Raw genomic sequence first — 25,477 nt, 5'->3', positions numbered from 1 at the left:
AAGAAGAGCCACAAGCAAGTGCTTGTGGTTTTTTTATGGGCGATAATTGGCGCCAACGCCAACGCCAACGCCAACGCCAACGCCAACATCAAACGATAAACGGCGTTTAGCCTTAATTGGAATATTCAATTCAATCTTAATGTCTATTCGAAAAATCCCACACCAGACAATCGCCTCCTCCGGCAAATCCATCAAACAATCGAAAAACGCACCGCACTTTTTACTCAACATAAAGTGCGGTGTGTTTTTAGCGAATTTTTATCTGTGGTACGATAACGCGCAATTGTGTATAACGATATTTAAATTAGTTAAATGTTAATGTATTGATGATATTTTTATATGTTTTTTAAGTTAGTTGATTTTTATATTGATTTTGTATTGTTTTGATTGACTGATATTGAATTTATATTAATATCGTCATTGTTATTTTAGCAATAGGATTTTATATATGTGTGGATTTATTTTTTCTTCAGCGGCGTATTCAGAGGATGTTAAACGCGGATTTGATACATTATTTCATCGCGGGCCGGATAATCAATATTTAGCTTCTGAAAGTAACGGAGTCTGGGGATTTCATCGTTTATCAATTATGGATTTAACGGATAACGGCAATCAACCTTTCAAACATAACGGTATTGAGTTGGTCTGTAATGGAGAAATTTATAATTATCCGCAACTGAAACAAATGCTGGAAAGCGATTATGATTTTCGTTCTGAGAGTGACTGTGAAGTATTGATTCCACTTTATCAGCGCCTTGGTATTGAAGTGATGATGAAGATGCTGGATGCAGAGTTCGCACTAGTCTTGGTGGATACTCAAAGCGGAAAAATTTATGCTGGACGCGATCCCATCGGTATTCGTCCAATGTTTTACGGCTATGATAAGCAAACTGGCGGGATTGCGTTTTCTTCGGAAGCGAAGGCGCTACAGCCGTTTTGTCGCGATATTAGCCCTTTTCCGCCGGGTCATTATTACGACGGCAGCCAATTTATTTGCTATAACGATATTGCAGATCCTAAAACGATCGTTGAACAGAATATTGATTGTATTGCGCGGAAGTTGCGTGAAAAGCTGGAAGCTGCTGTGATCAAGCGCTTGAGTGCTGATGCACCACTTGGCTTTTTGCTCAGCGGCGGACTGGATTCGTCGTTGGTTTGTGCTATTGCGCAGAAACATTCGGACAAACCGATTAAAACATTTGCGGTAGGGATGGATACCGATCCGATTGATTTAAAGTATGCCAAAGAGGTTGCTGATTTTTTAGGTACTGAGCATACGGAAGTCAGTATGACAAAAGATGAGGTAATCGGCTGTCTGGAACAGGTTATCTGGCATTTGGAAACGTGGGATATCACAACAATTCGTGCCAGTATTGGTATGTATTTGGTGTGTAAATATATTCGTCAGAAAACGGATTTAAAAGTGTTGCTAACCGGCGAAGTTAGCGATGAAATTTTTGGCTATAAATATACTGATTTTGCGCCGGATGCCGCTGCATTTCAGCAAGAAGCACAAAAACGAATTCGTGAACTGTATATGTATGATGTATTGCGTGCAGATCGTTGCTTGGCGGCAAACTCGCTGGAAGCGCGGGTACCGTTCAGTGATATTGCATTTGTCGATTATGCGATGAGCATTAATCCGGAACGTAAAATGAATGTGTATCACAAAGGAAAATATCTGTTGCGCAAAGCATTTGAAGGCTCGGGCTATTTACCAGACGGTATTTTATACCGTGAAAAAGCCGCTTTCAGTGATGCGGTGGGACATTCTATGGTCGATCACCTAAAAGCCTTTGCCGAAAGTAAATACGACGATAATGCGTTATTGCAGGCAAAAGAAAAATACCCGTATGCGACGCCATTTACCAAAGAAGCGCTGCTGTATCGTGACATCTTTGAGCAATTTTATCCGGGTCAGGCACACTGGATTAAAGATTTCTGGATGCCAAATAAGACATGGGAAGGCTGCAACGTCAACGATCCGAGCGCCAGAGTACTTGGTAATTACGGTGACAGCGGTAAATAATCTGCATCTTGACTTTTCGCCTTGTAAAACGTGTTGCCGTTGCCAACACTTTTTGCTTAGGAATCTTTGCTAAATGGCATATTTTCTTTGCCGCTTTACGATGCCGAAGAGTTTATTTTTCATAAAAAAGCGGTAGAAACTGTAAAAACTTCTACCGCACTTTTTATTGATTAATTATTAATTAAATCTTACATGCTCCGCCTGCGCAGCCGTCGTCCATGTCTTCTTGGGCATCTTCAGCGCCGTCGCGGGTATTTTGGTAGTACAGGGTTTTTAAGCCGTATTTATAAGCGGTCAGAAGATCTTTCAGCAACACTTTCATCGGCACTTTGCCATCTTCAAAGCGTTTCGGGTCATAGTTAGTATTGGCAGAAATGGCTTGATCCACGAATTTCTGCATAATCCCGACCAGATGCAGATAGCCGTCGTTGTTTGGAATATCCCATAACAATTCATAGTTTTCGCTCAGGTTTTCATAATCCGGAACGACCTGTTTTAAGATGCCATCTTTTGATGCTTTGATACTGACATGACCGCGCGGCGGTTCGATACCGTTAGTGGCATTGGAAATCTGGGAAGATGTTTCCGACGGCATCAAGGCGGTCAGCGTGGAATTGCGCAAGCCGAACTCCTGAATATCTTTGCGCAGGGTTTCCCAGTCGTAATGTAACGGTTCCTGGGTTAGGCTGTCGATGTCTTTTTTATAACTGTCGATTGGCAAAATACCTTTGGCGTAAGTGGTTTGATTGAAATAGTCGCATGCGCCGGCTTCTTTTGCCAGATTCATGGATGCTTTCAGCAAATAATACTGAATTGCCTCAAAGGTGCGGTGCGTGAGATCATTGGCACTGCCATCGGAGTAACGCACGCCGTTTTTGGCCAGATAATAAGCATAATTGATCACACCGATACCCAATGAACGGCGCGCTAACGAACTGCGCTGCGCCGCTTTAACCGGATAATCCTGATAATCCAACAACGCGTCTAAGGCGCGCACCGCCAGATCCGCCAGTTCTTCCAGTTCATCAAGGTTGTTGATTGCACCTAAGTTGAATGCCGATAACGTACACAGGGCGATTTCGCCTTCTTCATCGTTAATATGCGCCAGCGGTTTGGTCGGCAGAGCGATCTCCAGACATAAATTGGACTGGCGCACCGGTGCTACGGCAGGATCAAACGGGGAATGGGTGTTGCAGTGATCCACGTTCTGAATATAGATACGCCCGGTCGAGGCGCGTTCCTGCATCAATAATGAGAAAATTTCGACCGCTCTTACAGTCCGTTTACGAATAGTCGGATCCTGTTCGTATTTGAGGTAAAGCGCTTCAAATTTATCTTGATCGGCGAAGAATGCCTCATACAATCCCGGCACGTCGGACGGGCTGAACAGGGTAATCTCGCCGCCTTTGATTAAGCGTTGATACATTAATTTATTCAGTTGTACGCCGTAATCCATGTGGCGCACACGGTTATCTTCCACGCCACGATTATTTTTCAGCACCAGCAGGCTTTCCGCCTCCAGATGCCAGAGCGGGTAGTAAACCGTTGCCGCTCCGCCGCGCACGCCGCCTTGCGAACAGGATTTTACCGCGGTTTGAAAATATTTATAGAACGGAATACAGCCGGTATGAAAGGCTTCTCCGCCGCGGATTGGGCTGCCTAAAGCACGGATTGCACCGGCATTGATGCCGATTCCGGCGCGTTGAGAAACGTATTTGACAATCGCCGAGGCGGTGGCGTTAATGGAGTCCAGACTATCGCCACATTCGATCAGCACACAAGAGCTGAACTGGCGGGTCGGCGTACGCACACCGGACATAATCGGTGTCGGTAAGGAAATTTTAAAAGTGGAAGTGGCGTCATAAAAACGGCGCACATAAGTCAGTCGGGTTTCTGCCGGGTATCTCGAAAACAAACTGGCGGCGACCAACAGGTATAAAAATTGCGCCGATTCATAAATTTCGCCGGTTACGCGGTTTTGCACCAAATATTTGCCTTCCAATTGCTTTACTGCGGCGTAGGAAAAGGTCATGTCCCGCCAATGATCGAGAAAACCGTCCATTTCATCCCATTCTTCACGGGAATAATCGGTCAGCAACGCTTCATCATATTTCCCCATGCGCACCAGTTTTTTGACGTGATCATATAAACGCGGCGGGTCAAAATGCCCGTAGGCTTTTTTACGCAAATGGAATACTGCCAACCGAGCCGCCAGATACTGGTAATCCGGCGCTTCTTTGCTGATTAAATCCGCTGCGGCTTTAATGATCGTCTCGTGAATATCTGAGGTGCGGATGCCTTCGTAAAATTGGATATGCGAACGCAATTCCACCTGCGACACGGAAACATTATCCAGTCCTTCTGCCGCCCAAGTGATGACTCGGTGAATTTTGTCTAAGTTAATCGGTTCAAGTTTTCCGTCACGTTTAGTGACCATCAACGCTTTATTCATAAGTGATTTCCGGCTTGTTATCCTGATATTGAAAACACAATATATAGGTATAAGGTAAAATTCAGGCTACAAGATAATGTGTTGTCTGTAAAAGTTCAAGCACTAAATTTGAGGCGTGATTCTTGACAGTAAATAACTTACTTATAAATAAGAAAAAATTTATCAGTGAAAAAATCGACTGAATAAATTATGCGATGTAATAAAAAACTTGCGCTTTTTGATGAAGATCATAAAAAGTGCGGTCGATTTTTTCTCTGAATTTTGACCGCACTTGTGCGTTTAACGTGAACGAGGAGATAGCACCTTAGTGAAATCGCCTCAGCGGATGTTCAGTCCTTATAAATATCGTTATAAAGAGTACTTTCAAACTGGACTAACGGCGCACGTTTGGTTTTACTTTCCAAATCGCTGCCGGTGGAATATCCGTTGATAAACTGCACGAACGCCACCCGTTCGCCGCGAGCGTTAGTCATAAAGCCGGCCAGGTTGTAAACCCCTTTTAAAGCGCCGGTTTTTGCCGTGATGTTTTTTATCAGTGGTGCGTTAATCATGGAACCGCGTCCGCTCAGCGTACCATCCACGCCGGCGATCGGAAAGGTTTCCAGCAGATGCAGCTGTTCTTCGTTTCGGGCGATATATTCCAATGCTTGCAACATGGCTTGCGGGGCGATTAAATTGTGGCGGGATAAGCCTGAACCGTCAGCAATAATGCTATTGCCGAATTTCACTCCGGCTTTGGATTGTAAAATCTGCCGCATTGCCAGCGAGGCAAGCTGGAAAGAAGCCGGGCGTTTGTAATGATGATAGGCGATAGTGCGGAACAGCGCATCGGCAATCTGGTTGTCGGATTTTTTCATCATTTTTTTCAGCAGCTCCGGCAACGGTTTCGATAAATGCTGTGCCAGCAGGGTGCCTTGCTGCGGCTGATAAGGTTGCTGTACGCTACCGTTAAAGGCAATACCCAGACGTTTTAACTGGCGCTGGATAGTCGCTGCGGCATAAGCATCGGGGTCCTGTACGGAAAAACTCAGTCCAAAAGGCTTGCTTTGACGGGTTAGACAGCCTTTGATTTGATAGCGGTTGTTATCGTGTACTACGGCGTCAAGCTGGCAATAAGGTGCATCTTCCCTGCTGGCAACGCGTACCTGTCCGAATACTTGAATCGGGAATTGCGCTGGCACGTTAAATCTGACTAACTCACCGGCAGGCTGATTGGCGTCCAGTTCCACATAAAAACAATTGTTATCAATATTCACGGCGGCGGGTGGCGAGTTAAAACACATGGTTAGATCATTCCAGATCCAGCCTAAACCGCGGTCATGACCGACAAAAATCGAGGTGTCCAGAATCAGATTACCGGCAATTCGATTGATCCCCTGTTTTTTCAGTTCTCCCAACAGGTTATATAACTGTCCGCTGGTTAAATCGGGATCGCCGCTGAATCTGGCGATAAGATCACCGTTTAATTGACCGTTTTCTACTTTACCGTTGGTCAGCAGGGCGGTTTCAAAACGAAAGTCGTCTCCCAGCGTTAATTTGGCGGCAAGGGCGGTAAACACCTTTTGGGTGCTGGCAGGCAGCATAAATGTATGCGGATTGAACGCGGCGGTCAGTTGTTCCTGTTTTAAGTTTTTTGCTACAAAACCCAGACTGGCGCCTTGTGGTAGATAAGCGGCGATCGGCGCGACATCCACTGTGGCGACGGCGGCGGTTGAAAATGCGACACTTAGGGATAAAAGCCCGAGTTTTAATTGAGATGAAAATCTTGATAATTTGTACATAAACGGCCGTGTTTCGGTTGCTATTTTTTTTCAGACGAACAATAATAGTACCTCAATCGGCGAGAGTAAAACGATTTCTCGTTTATCGTGATATTTTATTAACTACGACAGGATGACGTGTTCTGCCGTAGTTTTGTTTTTACTTAAAAAAGGATAGCTTGAGAGTATGCAACAGATTCCTATGACCGTACGCGGTGCGGAGCAATTAAGACAAGAACTTGATTTTCTTAAGAATGTACGCCGTCCCGAAATCATTAAAGCCATTGCGGAGGCGCGTGAGCACGGGGATTTAAAAGAAAATGCGGAATATCATGCCGCTCGTGAGCAGCAGGGATTCTGTGAGGGGCGAATTCAGGAAATCGAGGGAAAATTATCCAACGGTCAGATTATTGATGTGACCAAAATTCCTAACAACGGCAAGGTTATTTTCGGCGCTACCGTGGTGCTGGTGAATACCGATACGGAAGAGGAAGTGACCTACCGCATTGTCGGCGATGACGAAGCTAATATCAAAGAGGGATTAATTTCCGTCAATTCACCGATTGCGCGCGGTTTGATCGGCAAAGAACTCGACGATACTGTCACGATCAGTACGCCGGGCGGAACGGTGGAGTTTGACATTATTGCGGTTGAATATAAATAAGTCGGTCGTCAAAAAATAGAGAAAGGACGCGATGTTTCGCGTCCGTCTGAGCAATTATTTACGCGGCAGCTGAATTTTTGCCTCTTCACTCGGGCGGTAAAGCACGAGAATGTGGCCAATTGTCTGCACCGCAAGAGCCTGTGTTTCACGGATAATCGCATCAATGATTAATTGTTTGGTTGCGCGATCCGCACCGGCGATTTTCACTTTAATCAGTTCATGATGATTGAGCGCGTTGTCGATTTCGGCAAGTACGCCCTCGGTTAGTCCGTTGCCTCCCAGCATCACCACCGGATTTAAGTGATGAGCCAGACCTTTTAAGAATTGTTTCTGTTTGGTTGATAATGTCATTAATAATGATCCCGATGAATAAAAAAGTGCGGTCGATTTTTGATAAAAATATCGCAATCGACTACTTGAACCGGGGAATTTTAACCTTATATTGAGAAAACTACCACAACATTTGAATGATTTATGGGAAAGAAAAAACGTTCGGCGAGTTCGACTCGCTGGCTAAATGAACATTTTAAGGATCCGTTTGTCCAAAAAGCGCATAAACAAAAATTGCGTTCGCGCGCTTATTTTAAGTTAGATGAAATTCAACACACCGATCGCCTGTTTAAACCGGGCATGACCGTGGTGGATCTTGGCGCGGCACCGGGCGGCTGGTCGCAGTATGCGGTCAGTCAGATTGGGGCGAATGGGCGTGTGATTGCCTGTGATATTTTGGAAATGGATCCAATTGTCGGTGTTGATTTTCTACAGGGCGATTTTCGTGACGAAAATGTGCTTAATGCGCTGTTGGAACGGGTGGGCGCAGCGAAAGTGGATGTCGTGATGTCCGACATGGCGCCTAATTTCAGCGGTATGCCGTCGGTGGATATTCCGCGTGCCATGTATTTGGTGGAGTTGGCATTGGATATGTGTAAACAGGTGCTGGCGCCCAAAGGCGGTTTTGTGGTGAAGGTTTTCCAAGGCGAAGGCTTTGACGATTACTTAAAAGAGATCCGCTCTCTGTTTAGTGTTGTGAAAGTTCGCAAGCCTGAAGCGTCTCGCGGGCGTTCCCGTGAGGTATATATCGTTGCAACGGGTTACAAATATTAGCGATGATTTGAGAACTTCAAATTCGGCGGTGGATGTAGTAAGCTTGTAACAATTTATTAACTCAAAAATAAACGAGGTCAAACCTTGAACGATATGGTAAAAAATCTGGTCCTGTGGATTGTGGTTGCCGTTGTGATGATGACGGCGTATCAGGGATTTAACGGGAATGCCAATGGCAGTTTAACCGATTATACGACGTTTATTACCGACGTCGGCAATGATCAGGTGCGTCAAGTGCGTTTTGAAGACAGCGAACTTGCTGTCACCAAGGCCGACGGAACAAAATATTCAACCGTGATGCCGATTTATGATGATAAATTATTAAATGATTTATTAAATAAGAAAATCAAAGTGGAAGGCACACCGCCGGAAAAACGCGGTTTTTTATCTCAAATTCTGATTTCTTGGTTTCCGATGCTGTTATTAATCGGCGTGTGGTTTTTCTTTATGCGCCAGATGCAAGGGGGCGGCGGCAAAGCCATGAGTTTCGGTAAAAGCCGTGCCAAAATGCTGACCAAAGAGCAAATTAAAACCACTTTTGCCGATGTCGCCGGTTGTGACGAAGCAAAAGAAGAAGTGGGAGAAATCGTCGATTTTCTGCGTGATCCGGGTAAGTTCCAGAAATTGGGCGGCAAAATTCCGAAAGGAATTTTAATGGTCGGACCACCGGGAACCGGTAAAACCTTGCTGGCAAAAGCCATCGCCGGAGAAGCGAAAGTGCCTTTCTTTACGATTTCAGGTTCTGATTTCGTGGAAATGTTCGTCGGGGTTGGTGCGTCCCGTGTGCGCGATATGTTCGAACAAGCGAAGAAAAACGCCCCTTGTCTGATTTTTATTGACGAAATCGATGCTGTCGGTCGTCAGCGTGGCGCCGGGCTTGGCGGCGGACACGATGAACGCGAGCAGACACTGAACCAAATGTTGGTGGAAATGGACGGTTTTGAAGGTAACGAAGGCGTTATCGTGATTGCTGCGACCAACCGTCCGGATGTGCTGGATCCAGCACTAACTCGCCCGGGACGTTTTGACCGTCAAGTCGTCGTCGGCTTGCCAGATGTGCGCGGTCGTGAACATATCTTGAAAGTACATATGCGCAAAGTGCCGGTGGCACCGGATGTGGATGCGATGACGTTGGCACGCGGTACACCGGGTTATTCCGGTGCCGATCTGGCGAATTTAGTCAATGAGGCCGCCTTGTTTGCCGCGCGTACTAATAAACGGGTGGTAACCATGCTGGAATTCGAGAAAGCGAAAGATAAGATCAACATGGGACCGGAACGCCGTACCATGATTATGACCGAGAAACAAAAGGAATCCACTGCTTATCACGAGGCTGGGCATGCCATTGTCGGTTATCTGGTGCCGGAGCATGATCCGGTGCATAAGGTCACCATTATCCCGCGCGGACGAGCTTTAGGGGTGACTTTCTTTTTGCCGGAAGGCGATCAGGTCAGCATTAGCCAGAAGCAATTGGAGAGTAAGCTATCTACCTTATACGCAGGTCGTCTGGCGGAAGATTTGATTTACGGTGAAGAAAATATTTCCACCGGTGCTTCCAATGATATTAAGGTGGCGACGAATATTGCGCGTAATATGGTCACTCAATGGGGCTTTTCGGAAAAACTGGGACCGATTCTTTATACCGAAGATGACGGCGAAGTGTTCCTTGGGCGCTCAATGGCAAAAGCGCAGCATATGTCGGATGAAACCGCCCATGTTATTGATGAAGAAGTTCGTGCCATTGTGGCGAGAAACTACGAACGGGCAAGACGCTTACTCACGGAAAACATGGATATTTTACACGCCATGAAAGATGCGCTGGTAAAATATGAAACTATTGAAGAGGTTCAGATTAAGCAATTGATGAACCGTGAACCGGTTACTCCACCGAGCGGTTGGGATGACGCTGGCGCATCCAAACCAGCGGCGGAAAGTACCGAAGCGAAAGCGAAGCGCGAGAAACCGGATGAAAGTGCGGTGGAAAATGCGGAGAAATCCGATAGCGAATAACTTTTTAGGGACATCTTCGGATGTCCCTTTTGTTTACTCTGACCGATGAATAAGATTGTTGAGGTAAAATCAAAAAGATTTTTTTATTATGTGCGATATTCCGTTATAATTAGCGCTACGTTTTTTATACGGAGAAGCCCGCTTTTAAAAACAGTGCGTTTTCCGACCGCACTTTTAGCAAATAAAATCAATATGAAGCTACAAGCCAATAACAAAGTGTTAGATCTCAATGTTCCCCAAATTATGGGGATTTTAAATTTCACACCCGATTCTTTTTCCGACAGCGGTAAATTTTTCACTTTAGACCGTGCCTTACGGCAAGTGGAAATCATGTTGGCGCAAGGGGCATCCATCATTGATATTGGTGGCGAATCTACCCGTCCGAACGCTGATGAAGTCAGTTCGGAAGAGGAATTGGAGCGCGTGGTGCCATTGGTAGAAGCCGTTCGCCAACGCTTTGATTGTTGGATTTCGGTGGATACCTCTAAAGCGCAGGTCATGGCAGAAAGCGCCAAGGCGGGTATGGATATGATTAATGATATTCGTGCTTTAAGTGAGCCGCATGCGTTGGAAACTGCGGTTAAACTGAACTTGCCGACCTGTATTATGCACATGCAGGGGCAGCCGAGAACCATGCAGGCAAATCCGCATTATGACAATGTGGTGGAAGAGGTGCTGGAATTTTTGCAAAAACGTACCGCACTTTGTTTGCAGGCCGGCATGAAAAAGGAAAATATCATTTGGGATCCGGGTTTTGGTTTCGGTAAAACTGTCCGCCACAATTATCAATTGTTGCGGCGATTGGCTGCATTCTGCGAGTCTTATCCTTTGCTGGCGGGGCTTTCGCGTAAATCAATGATTGGCGCGGCGCTGGATAAATCGGTGGAACAACGCGCAGTCGGTAGTGCCGCCGCTGCGCTGATCGCAGTGATGCACGGTGCGCGCATTGTGCGGGTGCATGATGTGGCGGAAACCGCCGATGCGTTAACGATCTGGCAGGCGACTATACAGGCATAATGGGCGTATTGGATACGCTCTAATATTATTCGATAATGAGGAATTAAATATGGCAGAACGTAAATATTTCGGCACCGACGGTGTTCGCGGTAAAGTGGGCTCTTCGCCGATTACGCCCGATTTCGTCTTAAAATTAGGCTGGGCGGCGGGTAAAGTGTTGGCGACACAGGGGTCCCGTACCGTGTTGATTGGTAAAGATACGCGCATTTCGGGCTATATGTTGGAATCCGCGCTGGAAGCGGGGCTTGCCGCTGCGGGATTGTCAGCCGCCTTTACCGGTCCGATGCCGACACCGGCGATTGCGTATCTGACCCGCACCTTCCGGGCAGAAGCCGGGATCGTGATCTCCGCCTCACATAATCCTTATTATGATAATGGTATCAAGTTTTTCTCAACACAGGGAACAAAACTGCCTGATGATGTGGAAGAAGCCATTGAGGCGATGTTGGAACAACCGATGGATTGTGTGGCATCCGCCGAGTTGGGACGTGCAAGCCGGATTAAAGATGCCGCCGGGCGCTATATTGAGTTCTGTAAAAGTACGTTCCCGGCGCATTTAAGTCTGGAGAATTATAAAATCGTGGTGGACTGTGCGAACGGGGCGACTTATCACATTGCGCCGAATGTGATGCGCGAGCTGGGCGCGGAGGTGATTGAAATCGGCACCGATCCGAACGGCGTGAATATCAATGAGAAGTGCGGCGCCACAGATATTAAAGCATTACAGGATAAAGTGCGGGAAGTTAAAGCGGATGTCGGGCTGGCTTACGACGGCGACGGCGATCGTTTGATTATGGTGGATCATCTGGGGAATAAAGTGGATGGCGATCAGGCGCTCTTTATTATCGCCCGTGAAGCGCTGCGCGCCGGTAATCTGAAAGGCGGCGTAGTCGGCACGCTGATGAGCAACATGAGCCTTGAGCTTGCCCTGAAACAACTGGCAATTCCGTTTATTCGCGCCAATGTCGGTGATCGTTATGTGCTGGAAAAAATGCAGGAAAAAGGCTGGACATTGGGCGGTGAAAATTCAGGTCATATTATTATTGCGGATAAAAACACCACCGGCGACGGTATTATTGCCTCCTTAGCCGTGCTTGGCGCTATGGTACAGCATCGATTATCCTTAAACGAGCTGGCAAGTGCGGTGAAATTATTCCCACAAGTATTGATTAATGTGCGTTTTGCCGGTGGCGATAATCCGCTGGAAAGTGCGGCGGTAAAAGCCGTTGCCGCCGAAATGGAACGCCGTCTGGCAGGTAAAGGACGCATTTTGCTGCGGAAATCCGGTACGGAACCATTAATTCGGGTGATGGTGGAATGCGAAGACGGCGAACTGGCGCAGCAATGTGCGGAAAATATTGCTGAAGTGGTACGCGCGAATTAATGCGTTGTGATTAACGGATCCGGCGCAGTCCGGTGTCTGTTGGTGAATAAGACGATATAGGCGGGCGGTGTTGAATCTCCGCCTATTATATTTTGAGGTGGTGATTGTTTGCCTTGCTATAAGGATTCAACATAATAAGCGCAGGGATTAATGCGCGGAGAAAAGGATTTATGAAAATAATTGTGATGCGTCATGGCGAAGCTGAAACGATAGCAAAATCCGATCAGGCACGTCGTTTAACCGCAAGAGGAAAAGCGCAGGCGAATGCGCAGGGGCGCTGGCTGAAATCTATCTTGCTCGAGCCGGATAATGTGTTGGTCAGCCCTTATGTGCGGGCCCAGGAAACACTGGCGCAGCTTGATTTAGCCTTTGCGCGGCAGTTGACGGCAAAACAGGAAATTTGGGAAGGCATTACCCCTTATGGTGATGCGGCAACCGTGGCGGACTACCTTGCCGTGCTTGCTCGCGCGGGAAGCCAATCCGTGTTGTTGGTTTCCCATTTACCGTTGGTGGGCGAAATTGTGGCGCAGCTATGTCCAAAAAGCCGAGTCAGCTTTTATCCGGCAACGATGGTTTGTCTTGAATGGGACGGCGAACATGCCGGCACCTTATCAGAAATTAAATACCCCGAATAATGTCGCGTAAATAGCAAAAGCAGCGTTGTGCGCTGCTTTTAGTCAGAGAATTAATTTAAATATTTGAAAACTTTAACGACTTTGCTTACGCCGGAGACGTTGCGCGCGACTTCGGCCGCTGCATTCGCTTGATCATGAGTCAGATTGCCCATTAAAAAGACTTCGCCGTTTTCGGTAATGACTTTTACGTCACTGGTTTTCACTGCGGCGTTAACCAGCATTTTGGATTTGATTTGGGTGGTGATCCAGCTGTCTTTACTGATTTGTCCGACAGAAATTGGCTGACCGACACGGATTTCATTATAGACTTCATTGACATTTTCGACGCCTTTCGCCAGATTGGTGGCAATCTCTTGCAGGCTTTCATTCGGTACTTGCCCGATCAATAAAATACGTCCGCTGTAAGACACGACGCTGACACGCGCCTCTGTTTTAATCTGTTCATCTTTTTTAATTGCCGATAAGACTTTTTCTTCCAGCGTTTCATCGTCCACCTGTGTGCCGATTGTTCTTGGATCCGTTCCGACTTTTGTTGCAACCGCCGCCGTTCCGGCTACGCCTGCCGCAATACAGCCTTGTAGTAATATTGCACTGCCTAAAATAACGGCTAATTTCTTAAGGTTATGAATTTTCATCGTTAAGCTCCTTTGTGTTACTGAATTGGATTTAGATTCATTCCACTACCCATGAGAGAATAATGTGTGATCAATCAGTTCGCAAATCACATTGACAATAAATAAATGATGCTCCAGAATCCGGCTTTCTTTTACCGCAGGTGCGGCGATTTCCAGATCATGTTCAGTTAAAAATCCTTGAATATGATCATTTCGTGCACCGGTCAATACTATGACATTGATTTCTTTATTTAGTGCGCAATTAATTGTATCTAGAATCGTTTCTTCGTTACCGAAAGGCGAAAAGACCACCAAAATATCGCCCTGTTGTGCAATTGCGTTAAATTGCCGTTGATATAAACCGTTTGGAGTGCTGTCAGAAATAATTGCCGAACCGATAGCATTATCCAAACTCAGCAGTACGGAAGGAAAGCTCGGTCGTTCCAGCTCATAGCGGTTAAGTAAATTAGCGACTAGAAACTGCGCATTGGCATAAGAGCGTCCATGACCACAGACAATAATCTTATTTCCGCGCAACAGACAGCTCACCATGGTTTGTACTGCCTGCACAATGGCGTCCGGCAGCAGTTTAGACGCCGAAATATGGGTTTGAATACTTTCGCTATAGAGGTCTTTAATTTTATCTAACATAATGCTTATTCTAAGAAATTGGGAATCCATTCGATATCGTCAAGGGTTTTTCCGAAAGCGACCAGATCAAAACGGCAATCTGTATCTTCCAGACTGCAATCCCGCTGCGCCAGCCAAAGATTCGCCGCATCCAACCATTTTTGTTGTTTAGTCCAATCTACGCTGTCAACGGCGGAACCGAAAAGATCGTTTTTGCGCTGGCGCACTTCCACAAAGACGATGGTCGTTCCCTCGCACATCACCAGATCCAGTTCACCGCATTTAAAATATTGATTGGCAGCGATAAATCGCAGCCCTTTGGATTCTAAGAAAAGGCGGGCCTGTCGTTCAAAGCCCGCCCCTTGTTGACGTGTGGAAGCAAACATCTTAATTGCTGAGTACCGTGATGCCGCCGTTTTGGTATTGGAACCATGTCATATCACGTTCGACATTACAATTCGGACCGGCACTCAAAATACCGGTTAAGCCGGTGACGCTAAAGCCTGGCACCTGGCGCAGTTCATTAAACTGGTTGATCAAAAGCCAAGCATCGGAACCCATGGCATACAAGCGCATCAATGAGTAATCGCCGTTGGTTAACGCTTCCACCTGTTTATATTGTTCGGACTCGGTGTCTTTAAAGAACGGAATATCGCTAAACTGCAACCCGTTCATCAGCAAACGGTATTCCGGACCGTTATTGGAGGAGTTACTACGTGAACTCGCATACAGTTTCAGATGGCTGCCGGAATTGTCAATTACGGTTTTAATCTCGCTTAATTGTTCGCTGGTCGCAACAATATACAGACCTTGCGCGTTTTCGCTTAAACCGGATTGCAGCGCAAAGCTAATATCGTCGGCTTTATTGTAGAATTTGATATTCGCATCGGTTGCGGCAAGTTGTTGCCAGCGCACATTAAAGGCAGAGGCGGTGCGCTGTCCCAAATCGCTTTGCGGTACGATAACCAATGGATTGCGGATTCCGTCGTTCCAAACTCTATTGGCAGCGGATTCCGCTTCGTCTTCCGGTGCCAGACCGTAATAGCACAGCTGACCGATAGCTCGGGCATTGGCGGTGGAATTCAGTGACAGCACGCTTAAGCCCTGAACCGCGGACGGATTATTTAAGACGGCGTCGACATTTTGTTTCAGTAGCGGACCGACAACGGTATTGATGCCTTGCTGTTTGACTTGCGCCAGAATACTGTCAATCGGTGTGGCAATGGTATCAAACACCTGCACTTGAACGGCGGAGTTGCCACGGGCATGATCAAAGCCTTGCTTAATGGTATTGCCGATCAATTGCGCATCACCACTTAACGGTAGTAATAAAGCGATTTGATTCAAGCTGGTTTGCTGGAAATTAAACAGCCCCTGTAATTCCGTCGGGAACAAATAAGCGGCCGTATGGTTAGGGTAGCTGTTTTTCCAGTTTTGCAGTGCCTGACTGAGTTGTGCTGGTTGATTTAGATTATCATTATAGGCTTTTGCCAGTGCCAGCCAGCCGCCTAATGCCGCATTACCTTCTGCCGCGGTATTATTGATTACGCCTTTATTGGTACTACGCAACAACGCCCAAGTGCGGTCGTTATTTGCCTGTTTTCTTTGTGTATCGGTTAAGTAACTGTCAATTTGAATCCGTGCTTTAACGGCATCAATCGGATCATTGCGGTTTTCGGCGATGCGAGCCACCACTTCATAATAACGGGATTTTTGGGACGGGCTCAATAGTGCCAGATTAATGGCGGTTAATTGGGTTTGGGCGCTTTTATTTTTGCCTTTGATTGCCGCGATATTGGCATCAATAATGGATTTGTCCAGCAGTTGCTCATCGTTTAGATCTTTCAGCTCGGCTAACAGCGCTTGGGCTTGCGGAATTTTGTTTTCCGTGACCAGAACCCGGGCGGCTAACAGTTTATAAGTCTGTTTATCTTCATTATCATTGGTTTGCTCGATTTTATTCATATAAAAGTCGGAATTGGCATTGGCATCGTTTTTCAACACGCCGGTGAAGCTGCTGCCGAATAAAGTGGTACAGCCTGCGAGCAAGAGGGCGAATAAAAAAGGCATTAATTGATTTTTAAAATTAATGCGTTGTAATAGAATAGTCATAATTACTCCGTTGTTCAAACAATCTGTACGGATCTTACTTATCTGAATAATTAAAAGCAAATAAAAGAAGTTAAAAAATGAATAATTTAGCCGGAATCCTATATATTGTCGCCACACCGATTGGTAATTTGCGCGATATTAGCCAGCGTGCGCTGGATGTGTTTGCCCAAGTGGATTTAATCGCCGCCGAAGATACCCGCCATAGCGGATTGCTGCTGGCGCATTACGGTATTAAAAAGCCGTTTTTTGCCTTACACGATCATAACGAACAGCAAAAAGCGGCGCAATTGGTGGAAAAATTACGACAAGGGGCGCATATCGCATTAGTTTCTGATGCCGGCACACCGTTAATCAGCGATCCGGGTTTTCATCTGGTCAGACAATGTCGCCAAGCCGGTATTCAAGTGGTGCCGCTGCCGGGGGCATGTGCAGCGATTACCGCGCTGTGCGCATCGGGCATCGCATCTGATCGTTTCTGTTTTGAGGGATTTCTGCCCGCAAAAAGCAAAGGGCGGCGGGATAAGCTGGAAGCCCTTGTCGATGAGGAACGCACGCTGATTTTTTATGAGTCTACCCATCGGATTACAGATTGTCTGGCGGATATGGAAATCTTGTTCGGCGCGACGCGTTATGTGGTGCTGGCGCGAGAAATCACGAAAAGCTGGGAAACCATTTATGGCGATACGCTTGCGTCGCTGCGGCACTGGCTGGCGGAAGATCCGAATCGCACTAAAGGCGAAATGGTGTTAATCGTCGAAGGTAAACCAAAAGTATCAGACGCCGAATTTTCCCCTCAGGCGGTCAAAGCCCTGAGGTTAATCGCCCGTGAGTTGCCGCTAAAAAAGGCAGCGGCAATTGTAGCGGAGATTTACGGATATAAGAAAAATGCACTGTATCAATTCGGCTTGGCGCAGTTGGAATAACGGTTAATTGAAGGCGCCGGGCATGATTTATTGTAATAAAACCATTATATAATCCCTTGGCTTTGTGTATAATTGCGCCAGTTTAGAGGAAGGACAGTCGTATGAGTCAGTTTTTTTATGTTCACCCAGAAAATCCGCAGCCCCGCTTGATTAATCAGGCGGTGGATATTTTACGTCGCGGTGGCGTAATCGTTTATCCGACGGATTCCGGCTATGCGCTAGGCTGTATGCTGGGCGATAAACACGCTATGGATCGCATTGTGCATATCCGACAGTTGCCGGAAAATCATAACTTTACGCTGGTGTGCAGCGATTTATCTGAGCTGTCGAATTATTCCGTGGTAACCAACAGCGCCTATCGTTTAATTAAAAACAATACGCCGGGGCGTTATACCTTTATTCTCACCGCCACCAAAGAATTACCGCGTCGGTTAATGACCTCCAAACGCAAAACCATTGGTATCCGCGTGCCGGACAATCAGATTGCGCTGGATTTATTGAAAGCGTTAGGCGAACCGATTTTATCCTGCTCACTGATGCTGCCGGGTGAAGAACATCTCACCCAATCGGATCCGGAAGAGATCCGTGAGCATCTGGAACATCAAGTAGATCTGATTATCCACGGCGGCTATTTGGGGCAAAAACCGACCACCGTAGTTGATTTGACCGAAGATACACCGGTGATTATTCGTGAAGGCAGCGGCTCGGTAACTCCGTTCATCTGAGTGCTGCGCCGATTATTTAACAAGACGCTTGGGAAAGCGACAAAGAGGAATTATGAAATCAAACAAGCTAAATTCTCGTTCAAATCGACCGCACTTTAATGCTGAAAAGCGTGATAAAAGTGCGGTCGATTTTAGCACCGTTTCCGCTACGGTAAAAAACAAAAAACCGGCGGAAGGGGAAAAACTACAAAAAGTGCTGGCACGCGCCGGTCAGGGATCGCGCCGTGAAATTGAGGCGATGATTGCCGCTAATCGAGTCAGCGTGGACGGCAAAATGGCAACGCTGGGCGATCGCATTGATGTCAATTCGGCGGTGAAAGTGCGCATCGACGGGCATATTATCAATCTGGCGCAAGCGCAGAAAGAAACCTGCCGTGTGCTGATGTATTACAAACCGGAAGGAGAATTGTGTACCCGTCATGATCCGGAAGGGCGCGCGACGGTTTTCGACCGGCTGCCGCGTTTAACCGGCGCCCGCTGGATTGCTGTGGGGCGGCTGGATATTAATACTTCCGGCTTATTGCTGTTTACCACCGACGGTGAATTGGCAAACCGCTTAATGCACCCGAGCCGGGAAGTGGAACGCGAATATTCGGTGCGCGTGTTCGGACAAGTGGACGATGCCATGCTGGCGCGTCTGAAAAAAGGCGTTCAGCTGGAAGACGGTCCGGCGAGTTTTAAAGTGATTAAGCCGGTGGGCGGGCAAGGCATGAATCAATGGTTTGACGTCACCTTGATGGAAGGGCGCAACCGCGAAGTGCGGCGTTTGTGGGAATCGCAGGGCATTCAGGTCAGCCGCTTGATTCGCATTCGCTATGGCAATATCAAACTGATGAAATCGCTGCCGCGCGGCGGATGGGAGGAAATGCCGCTAGACGAGGTGAATTATCTGCGCGATTTGGTCGGCTTGCCGCCGGAAACCGAAACCAAACTGGAGGTCGGTAAAGTGCGGCGACGCCCGAAAACCGGACAAATTCGCAAAGCGGTGAAACGTTACACGGAATTGAATAAACGCTATAAAAAATCCTAAAAAACATACCGCACTTTTCTCAGGCAACCATACAAAGTGCGGTTTATTTTGTGAGAATTTTATGAAAATACAACAACTGCGCTACATTGTCGAAATCGTCAATCAAAATTTAAACGTGACCGAAGCCGCCAATACGCTGTTTACCTCGCAGCCGGGGATCAGCAAACAGGTGCGCCTGCTAGAAGACGAATTGGGACTGGAGATCTTTGAACGTAACGGCAAACATATTAAAGCCTTGACCCCGGCGGGCAAAAAAATTGTCTCTATTGCACGCGAACTGTTGGTCAAAACCCAGAGCATCAAAGCGGTTGCCAATGAATATACCCAGCCCAATCACGGCGTGCTGCGCATTGCAACCACCAATACGCAGGCGCGTTACATGCTGCCTGCGGTGGTAGAGCGCTTTTCTAAACAATATCCCGATGTCAGCCTGCATATTCATCAGGGATCGCCGATGCAGATTTATGATGCCTTGCTGTCCGGCGAAGTGGATCTTGCCATTACGACGGAAGCGCAGTATTTATTTGATGATGTTGTGCTGCTGCCTTGTTATCTGTGGAACCGTTCGGTGATTGTCAAGCCGGATCACCCGCTGGCGAAATGCGACAATCTGACCATCGAAGAGCTGGGTAAATATCCGCTGGTGACTTATACATTCGGTTTTACCGGTGTCTCGGATCTAGATTATTCTTTCAACAGTGCCGGAATTTTGCCGAATATCGTATTTACTGCGACGGATGCGGATGTGATTAAAACCTATGTACGTTTGGGGTTGGGCGTGGGGATTATGGCTTCCATGGCGCATACTGCGGCAGATTCCGATTTGCTGGCGATTGACGCCGGTCACCTGTTCCGTGCCAGCATGACGCAGATAGCCTTCAAACATAGCGTCTTTTTGCGTAATTATATGTATGATTTTATTAATTATTTTTCACCGCACTTAACCCGTCCGATGGTGGAAAAGGCAGAACGCTTGCATGATAATAATGCGGTTAAAAAATTATTTGATAATGTCGAACTGGAAGTTCGTTAACATGCAACCTATTAAATGAAAACCCGCCGTTTCATGTTGTTCGAGACGGCGGTTTTTTATCGGCGGAATACGGATGCCCGCGGCGGCATTAGTTAATGCCGATCCAGTTCGGTAGCGCCAGTGAAATCGCCGGAATATAGGTAATTGCCAATAAGAAACTCAGTAGAATAAGCAGCCACGGCATCGCCGCGCGCACCACATCGGTTAATGGCATTTTTGATACGGCAGACGCTACAAATAAATTAAGTCCGATTGGCGGGGTAATCAGCCCGATTTCCATGTTTACCACCATGATGATGCCTAAATGAATCGGATCAATTCCCAGCTGGATTGCGATCGGAAACAGAATCGGAGCAAGAATCAGAATAATTGCCGAGGGTTCCATAAATGCTCCAGCGATCAGCAGGATAATATTCACTACGATGAGGAACGTCCATGGCTGTAAATCCCATTCAATAACATGTTCTGTGATCAGTTGCGGAATTTGTTCGGTGGTTAATACATGGGCGAACAACATTGCGTTGGCGATGATAAACATCAGCATGATGCTGAGTTTGGCGGATTCCAGCAATACTTTCGGGCAATCGCGTAGTCTGACGTCTTTATAAATAAATACCGCAACGAAAAACGAATACACCGCAGCGACGGCTGCCGCTTCCGTCGGGGTAAAGATACCGCTATAAATCCCACCAAGGATGATTACCATCAACAGCAGACCCCAGCTCGCTTTGCGCGCAGCGCTGCACCATTGACGCACACTGGCTCTGGGCTGTGCTGGTAGTTTTTTAACCCGCGCAACAAGATAAATTGCCAGCATTAACACTATGCCGAGCAATGTACCCGGTATAACACCTGCCATAAATAAACGTCCGACCGACGTTTCCGTTGCCGCGGCATAAACCACCATGACAACGGAGGGCGGGATTAAGATCCCTAAGGTTCCTGCATTACAGATAATACCGGTACCGAAGCCGACCGGATAACCGGAACGTACCATACCGGCGATGGCGATAGAACCTACCGCCGCGACGGTGGCAGGGCTTGAACCTGAAAGTGCGGCGAACAGCATACAGGACATGACGGCGGCAATCGCTAGACCGCCGCGAATATGTCCGACCGTGGCATTGGCAAAATCAATCAGTCGTTTGGCGACGCCACCGGTGGTCATGAATGCGCCGGCAAGTAAAAAGAACGGAATGGCTAACAGGGTATAATGTTCCGATGTTTCAAACAACTTAATCGCCAGTGAGCTGAGCGAATCCTGACTGAAAAACAGAATGGTTACTGCGCCGGATAATCCCAGCGATACGGCGATTGGAACGCCGATAAACATAAAGACAAATAACAGCAGAAATAATACCAGAATTGTCATTTCGCCTCCTTGCGGGTTAGCTTCAGCGCGTCTTCGCTTTCATCGGCAAGCCCCAAATTGCGTTGTTTGCCGCGTAAAATACGGATCAGAATTTCAATAAAACGGATTGCGATTAGTGCAAAGCCAAGTGGCATAATTAAGCCTGTTTGCCACAGCTGAATGTTGAAGTGATGTAAATCATCGGCGCCCACGCCGGTCAGATACATAGCGTGAATCCATTGGTAGCTTGCCGCGCTGATTAAAATACCATAAGTCAAACAACACAATCCGGCGATAATACTGACCGTTTTCTGACTTGAACGGGATAAATGTTTAACCAGAATATCAACACCGATATGACCTGCGGTACGAACGCCGTAAGACGCACCGAAAAAAATCAGCCAGCCGAAACAGACTTTGGTTACCGCGATACTCCAAGTCATTTCCTGAGCCGTCAGCATAATCAATTCTCCGACCGGTTCGGTAAATGGCGCGGTCACGGGGAAACGGTCAGCCAGATCAAAAAACACATTATAAAGATTGTTGAAGATGACATAAAAAAATGTCACTAATGTCATCACCATTAATAAAATTGCGATAAAACATTCCTCAAAACGCTCCCACAACCACTTTAGAGAAGCCATTTTTTACTCCTGCTGCAATAGATGATAAAAGTGCGGCATTAAATTGCCGCATTTTCATGATAGGCGATAACGTCGTTATTGAATATTGGAGGCTGCCGCCGCCTGAATCAGATCGGCACCGATAGCGTCTTCAAATTGTTTCCATACCGGTTTGACCGCATCGCGCCATTGGCTGCGTTGTTCAGCCGTCAGCGTGATAATCTGGCTTGAGCCGGAATCAATAATTTTCTGTTTATCGGCAAGATTCAGCGCATGAGATTGCTTGTTCACTTCAGTGGAAACCTCTGCCAAAATGGTGATTAATTCAGCGCGGATATCCTCGGGCACACTATGCCAGAAGTCTGTGTTGACGATAACCATGTAAGAGAGCAATCCGTGATTCGATTCCGTAATATATTTTTGTACTTCATTGATTTTCTGTGAAAAAATATTGGAATATGGATTTTCTGCACCATTAACCACACCAGTTTGTAATCCCTGATACATTTCACCAAACGCCATTTTACGCGGTACAGCTTTTAATGCTTTGAACTGCGCATCCAGTACTTCGGAGTTTTGAACGCGGAATTTTAAACCGCGCGCATCTTTCGGCAGTCTCAATTCTTTGTTCGCGGAAAGTTGTTTGAGATCATTATTCCAGTAAGCTAGCCCGGTGATGCCTTTATCTTCCATGGATTTCAACAGGGATTTTCCCGCGTCACTTTGTTCGAAGCGTTCTACTGCATTAATATCATCAAACAAAAACGGCAAATCAAACAGTTGAATTTTAGGCGTATATTTATCAAATTTGGCTAGAGAGGGAGCAAGCATTTGAACATTGTTCAAAAGCAGCGCTTCCATTTCCTTACCGTCGCCATAAAGGGAAGAGTTGGGATAGACTTCAACTTTCACTTTGCCTGCCAAACGCTGTTCAACCAGTTTCTGAAACATTAATGCGCCCTGACCTTTTGGCGTTTCGTTGGCGACAACATGTGAAAATTTAATAATAATCGGATCATTGGCCCATGCTGATAATGAAAAAGCGGCACTGAACGCAAATGCCGTGATCATGTTTGTTAGTTTTTTGTATAACATTGTGTTTACCTCACTCGATAGGGTTATAAATCAGAAGATTCGTCAGCTAATTTGCCTTGTTTTTTACAAAAGTAAACATTTTGTTAACAAAATTTTGACAAAGATCTCAAAAAATTTAATTCCCTCTGACCGGAGATGCCGAAATAAAAGAGTGAGTTTTCAATAGAAATATGATAAAAATAAACTCTTTTTTATATAATTTATAGGAAACAACTATGTCAGAGCTACAGAACATCATTGAAGCGGCATTTGAACGCCGCGCTGAAATTACGCCGAAAACCGTAGATGCGCAAACTCGCGCAGCGGTAGAGCAGGTTATTGACGGTTTGGACAGCGGTAAATACCGGGTGGCGGAAAAAATCGACGGCGAATGGGTGACCCACCAATGGCTAAAAAAAGCGGTACTGCTGTCGTTTCGGATTAGCGATAATCAGCTCATTGACGGGGCGGAAACCAAATATTACGACAAAGTGCGGTTGAAATTTGCAGATTATGATGAAGCCCGTTTTCAGCAGGAAGGATTCCGTGTGGTGCCGTCTGCGACCGTGCGTAAAGGTGCATATATCGCTAAAAATGCGGTATTAATGCCGTCTTATGTGAATATCGGCGCTTATGTCGGCGAAGGCACCATGGTGGATACTTGGGCGACTGTTGGTTCTTGTGCGCAGATTGGTAAAAATGTGCATTTGTCCGGCGGCGTAGGGATCGGCGGTGTGCTGGAACCGTTACAGGCCAATCCGACCATTATCGGCGATAACTGTTTTATCGGCGCGCGTTCAGAAGTGGTTGAAGGCGTAATTGTAGAAGACGGCTGTGTGATTTCCATGGGCGTATTTATTGGTCAGTCCACCAAAATCTACGATCGTGAAACCGGCGAAATTTATTATGGTCGCGTACCGGCGGGTTCGGTGGGAGTGTCTGGCAGCTTGCCTTCGAAAGACGGAAAATACAGTTTATATTGCGCGGTTATTGTGAAAAAAGTGGATGCTAAAACCTTAGGTAAAGTCGGCATCAATGAATTATTGCGCGCCATCGACGAATAGTCAGATTTAATAACATAAGCCAAATCACTGAAGGTTTGGCTTTTTTATTGCCCGTATAATTAAAAAACCGAATCGTTAATCTATTAGGCATTGTATGGCGAATGAACATTTAGTCAGATTTTATTATATTTTATTGATGGGAGTCGGTTTTCCTATTATGCGTTTTATGAGTATCCAATTTGATACGTTAAATAATAATGCAGTGCGGTTTCTTTCCGGTGGATTTTTATTTGTTGTAATATGTCTGTTTAAATATAAACATGAATTAAAGAAAATAATTGAAAAACCGAAGCACATTATCTATTTGCTGATGTTGGCGGTTTTTATGACCGGTAATATGTATTGTTTTATAAATGGTCTTAAATATACTTCCGCATTAGCCGGCAGTATTTTCGGTATATTAGCCATGCCGTTATCTGTTGTGATGGCATCGGTCTTTTTTAAGGATGAACGCACTAAAGCGGGACAACCGAATTTTTATATCGGCGGTTTCTTCGCCGTGTTAGGTTCGCTAATTTTTGTGCTTTATGGTAATCAATCCGACGAAGGAGATGATTTTATTACCGGTGCTTTGTTTTTGAGCGCCGCTATTGTTATCCAGTCGATACAAAATCTCATTGTTAAAAAAGTTGCCGAACAGCTAAATGCAATCGTAATCAGCGCCTCCACCGCCACCATATCCGGATTGATTTTCTTAATTCTAGCGATATATACCGGACAAATTCAGCATTTACGAGATGCAAGTGTTGGATTATTAACTGGTCTGGTTTTGGCCGGTATATATGGCATGCTGACGGGCATGTTATTGGCATTTTATATTGTCCAGAAACAAGGCGTCATCGTTTTTAATCTTATTCAGTTAACCGTTCCTTTATCTACCGCCATAGCCGGCTATTTGGTTTTAGATGAAGTGATTTCTATTTACCAAGGTATCGGCGCAATTATTGTTATTATCGGTTGTATTGTATCGTTGAGAAAGAATAGGAAAATATGATGTATTTAATATTGTCAATATCATATTAGTTTTATTATAATTTTTGATTAATAGATAAATTACGTATCTGCAATTGATTTATTTTTCTATAGATTATGAGAAACTATTTATGCCCATAAACGATTATTGTCTGATATAGTAAGTATTCATTTAATAGCAATAAGTTCTCAGAGTAGAATAAACCTTACTAAATAAACTATCTAAAAAGATACCCCTAGAAATTAAAATTTCTAGGGGTAGAGCTTTGCG

Annotated in this window: 23 protein-coding genes; 13 read left to right on the top strand and 10 right to left on the bottom strand. The window is 46.0% G+C overall.

Annotated features, from left to right (window positions below; genetic code table 11):
* Nucleotides 1-448 precede the first annotated feature (448 nt).
* A complete protein-coding gene (gene asnB / locus BN3349_RS06300) occupies nucleotides 449-2,029 on the top strand; it encodes an asparagine synthase B (protein WP_040976481.1) in 1,581 nt (526 codons plus the stop codon).
* Between the two features lie 181 nt (nucleotides 2,030-2,210).
* On the opposite strand, the gene nrdA is transcribed toward asnB, so the two are convergent.
* Entirely contained in the window at nucleotides 2,211-4,481 is a 2,271-nt protein-coding gene (gene nrdA, locus BN3349_RS06295; protein ID WP_040976480.1) for a class 1a ribonucleoside-diphosphate reductase subunit alpha, read from the bottom strand.
* 329 nt (nucleotides 4,482-4,810) lie between these two features.
* Complete coding sequence (dacB, locus tag BN3349_RS06290; RefSeq protein ID WP_040976479.1) at nucleotides 4,811-6,262, bottom strand: serine-type D-Ala-D-Ala carboxypeptidase; 1,452 nt, start codon at nucleotides 6,260-6,262, stop codon at nucleotides 4,811-4,813.
* 166 nt (nucleotides 6,263-6,428) lie between these two features.
* Here dacB and greA point away from each other — a divergent pair, with 166 nt between their 5' ends.
* Nucleotides 6,429-6,905: a transcription elongation factor GreA gene (greA, locus tag BN3349_RS06285; RefSeq protein ID WP_032109100.1), complete on the top strand. Its 477-nt coding sequence runs from the start codon at nucleotides 6,429-6,431 to the stop codon at nucleotides 6,903-6,905.
* Nucleotides 6,906-6,959: 54 nt separating this feature from the next.
* On the opposite strand, the gene yhbY is transcribed toward greA, so the two are convergent.
* Nucleotides 6,960-7,256, bottom strand: a complete 297-nt coding sequence (gene yhbY / locus BN3349_RS06280; RefSeq protein ID WP_040976478.1) for a ribosome assembly RNA-binding protein YhbY — start codon at nucleotides 7,254-7,256, stop codon at nucleotides 6,960-6,962.
* A 123-nt stretch (nucleotides 7,257-7,379) separates the two neighbouring features.
* Here yhbY and rlmE point away from each other — a divergent pair, with 123 nt between their 5' ends.
* From rlmE to sixA, 5 genes are all read left to right on the top strand, one after another.
* Nucleotides 7,380-8,009, top strand: coding sequence for a 23S rRNA (uridine(2552)-2'-O)-methyltransferase RlmE (gene rlmE / locus BN3349_RS06275; RefSeq protein ID WP_040976477.1), 630 nt, complete (start codon nucleotides 7,380-7,382; stop codon nucleotides 8,007-8,009).
* Between the two features lie 93 nt (nucleotides 8,010-8,102).
* Entirely contained in the window at nucleotides 8,103-10,019 is a 1,917-nt protein-coding gene (ftsH, locus tag BN3349_RS06270; RefSeq protein ID WP_040976476.1) for an ATP-dependent zinc metalloprotease FtsH, read from the top strand.
* A 192-nt stretch (nucleotides 10,020-10,211) separates the two neighbouring features.
* Nucleotides 10,212-11,036, top strand: a complete 825-nt coding sequence (folP, locus tag BN3349_RS06265) for a dihydropteroate synthase (RefSeq protein ID WP_040976515.1) — start codon at nucleotides 10,212-10,214, stop codon at nucleotides 11,034-11,036.
* Nucleotides 11,037-11,085: 49 nt separating this feature from the next.
* Nucleotides 11,086-12,420: a phosphoglucosamine mutase gene (gene glmM, locus BN3349_RS06260; protein WP_040976475.1), complete on the top strand. Its 1,335-nt coding sequence runs from the start codon at nucleotides 11,086-11,088 to the stop codon at nucleotides 12,418-12,420.
* A gap of 170 nt (nucleotides 12,421-12,590) precedes the next feature.
* Nucleotides 12,591-13,055: a phosphohistidine phosphatase SixA gene (gene sixA / locus BN3349_RS06255; RefSeq protein ID WP_040976474.1), complete on the top strand. Its 465-nt coding sequence runs from the start codon at nucleotides 12,591-12,593 to the stop codon at nucleotides 13,053-13,055.
* A 50-nt stretch (nucleotides 13,056-13,105) separates the two neighbouring features.
* Here the strand turns inward: sixA and dolP are convergent, their stop codons facing one another.
* The 4 genes from dolP to BN3349_RS06235 are packed head-to-tail and all read right to left on the bottom strand — an operon-like array spanning nucleotide 13,106 to nucleotide 16,411.
* The gene (gene dolP / locus BN3349_RS06250; RefSeq protein WP_040976473.1) at nucleotides 13,106-13,690 is read right to left on the bottom strand and encodes a division/outer membrane stress-associated lipid-binding lipoprotein; all 585 of its coding nucleotides are present in this window, start codon (nucleotides 13,688-13,690) and stop codon (nucleotides 13,106-13,108) included.
* A 45-nt stretch (nucleotides 13,691-13,735) separates the two neighbouring features.
* Nucleotides 13,736-14,320: a D-sedoheptulose-7-phosphate isomerase gene (locus BN3349_RS06245; RefSeq protein ID WP_040976472.1), complete on the bottom strand. Its 585-nt coding sequence runs from the start codon at nucleotides 14,318-14,320 to the stop codon at nucleotides 13,736-13,738.
* 5 nt (nucleotides 14,321-14,325) lie between these two features.
* Complete coding sequence (locus tag BN3349_RS06240) at nucleotides 14,326-14,685, bottom strand: YraN family protein (RefSeq protein ID WP_040976471.1); 360 nt, start codon at nucleotides 14,683-14,685, stop codon at nucleotides 14,326-14,328.
* A gap of 1 nt (nucleotide 14,686) precedes the next feature.
* Complete coding sequence (locus tag BN3349_RS06235; protein WP_040976470.1) at nucleotides 14,687-16,411, bottom strand: penicillin-binding protein activator; 1,725 nt, start codon at nucleotides 16,409-16,411, stop codon at nucleotides 14,687-14,689.
* Nucleotides 16,412-16,488: 77 nt separating this feature from the next.
* Here BN3349_RS06235 and rsmI point away from each other — a divergent pair, with 77 nt between their 5' ends.
* The 4 genes from rsmI to cysB all read left to right on the top strand — a co-directional run bounded on the left by rsmI (nucleotide 16,489) and on the right by cysB (nucleotide 20,122).
* Nucleotides 16,489-17,334: a 16S rRNA (cytidine(1402)-2'-O)-methyltransferase gene (rsmI, locus tag BN3349_RS06230; protein WP_040976469.1), complete on the top strand. Its 846-nt coding sequence runs from the start codon at nucleotides 16,489-16,491 to the stop codon at nucleotides 17,332-17,334.
* 101 nt (nucleotides 17,335-17,435) lie between these two features.
* Complete coding sequence (locus BN3349_RS06225) at nucleotides 17,436-18,059, top strand: L-threonylcarbamoyladenylate synthase (protein ID WP_040976468.1); 624 nt, start codon at nucleotides 17,436-17,438, stop codon at nucleotides 18,057-18,059.
* A gap of 52 nt (nucleotides 18,060-18,111) precedes the next feature.
* Nucleotides 18,112-19,089: a 23S rRNA pseudouridine(2605) synthase RluB gene (gene rluB, locus BN3349_RS06220; protein WP_040976467.1), complete on the top strand. Its 978-nt coding sequence runs from the start codon at nucleotides 18,112-18,114 to the stop codon at nucleotides 19,087-19,089.
* Between the two features lie 61 nt (nucleotides 19,090-19,150).
* A complete protein-coding gene (gene cysB, locus BN3349_RS06215; RefSeq protein WP_040976466.1) occupies nucleotides 19,151-20,122 on the top strand; it encodes an HTH-type transcriptional regulator CysB in 972 nt (323 codons plus the stop codon).
* 88 nt (nucleotides 20,123-20,210) lie between these two features.
* On the opposite strand, the gene dctM is transcribed toward cysB, so the two are convergent.
* The 3 genes from dctM to BN3349_RS06200 form a co-directional block, all read right to left on the bottom strand.
* A complete protein-coding gene (gene dctM, locus BN3349_RS06210) occupies nucleotides 20,211-21,494 on the bottom strand; it encodes a C4-dicarboxylate TRAP transporter large permease protein DctM (protein ID WP_040976465.1) in 1,284 nt (427 codons plus the stop codon).
* Complete coding sequence (locus BN3349_RS06205) at nucleotides 21,491-22,117, bottom strand: TRAP transporter small permease (RefSeq protein WP_040976464.1); 627 nt, start codon at nucleotides 22,115-22,117, stop codon at nucleotides 21,491-21,493. The genes dctM and BN3349_RS06205 overlap by 4 nt, the downstream gene beginning before the upstream one ends.
* A gap of 75 nt (nucleotides 22,118-22,192) precedes the next feature.
* Nucleotides 22,193-23,167 carry a TRAP transporter substrate-binding protein gene (locus BN3349_RS06200; RefSeq protein ID WP_218971805.1) on the bottom strand — a complete coding sequence of 325 codons (975 nt, stop codon included), beginning with the start codon at nucleotides 23,165-23,167 and terminating at the stop codon, nucleotides 22,193-22,195.
* A 239-nt stretch (nucleotides 23,168-23,406) separates the two neighbouring features.
* Here BN3349_RS06200 and dapD point away from each other — a divergent pair, with 239 nt between their 5' ends.
* A complete protein-coding gene (gene dapD, locus BN3349_RS06195; RefSeq protein ID WP_040976462.1) occupies nucleotides 23,407-24,234 on the top strand; it encodes a 2,3,4,5-tetrahydropyridine-2,6-dicarboxylate N-succinyltransferase in 828 nt (275 codons plus the stop codon).
* Nucleotides 24,235-24,328: 94 nt separating this feature from the next.
* Entirely contained in the window at nucleotides 24,329-25,228 is a 900-nt protein-coding gene (locus BN3349_RS06190) for a DMT family transporter (protein WP_040976461.1), read from the top strand.
* Nucleotides 25,229-25,477 lie beyond the last annotated feature (249 nt).

It is taken from the genome of Necropsobacter massiliensis (genome assembly GCF_000827595.2).
Taxonomy (GTDB): Bacteria; Pseudomonadota; Gammaproteobacteria; order Enterobacterales; family Pasteurellaceae; genus Necropsobacter; species Necropsobacter massiliensis.
This window is presented reverse-complemented; position numbering and strand designations above follow the sequence as displayed.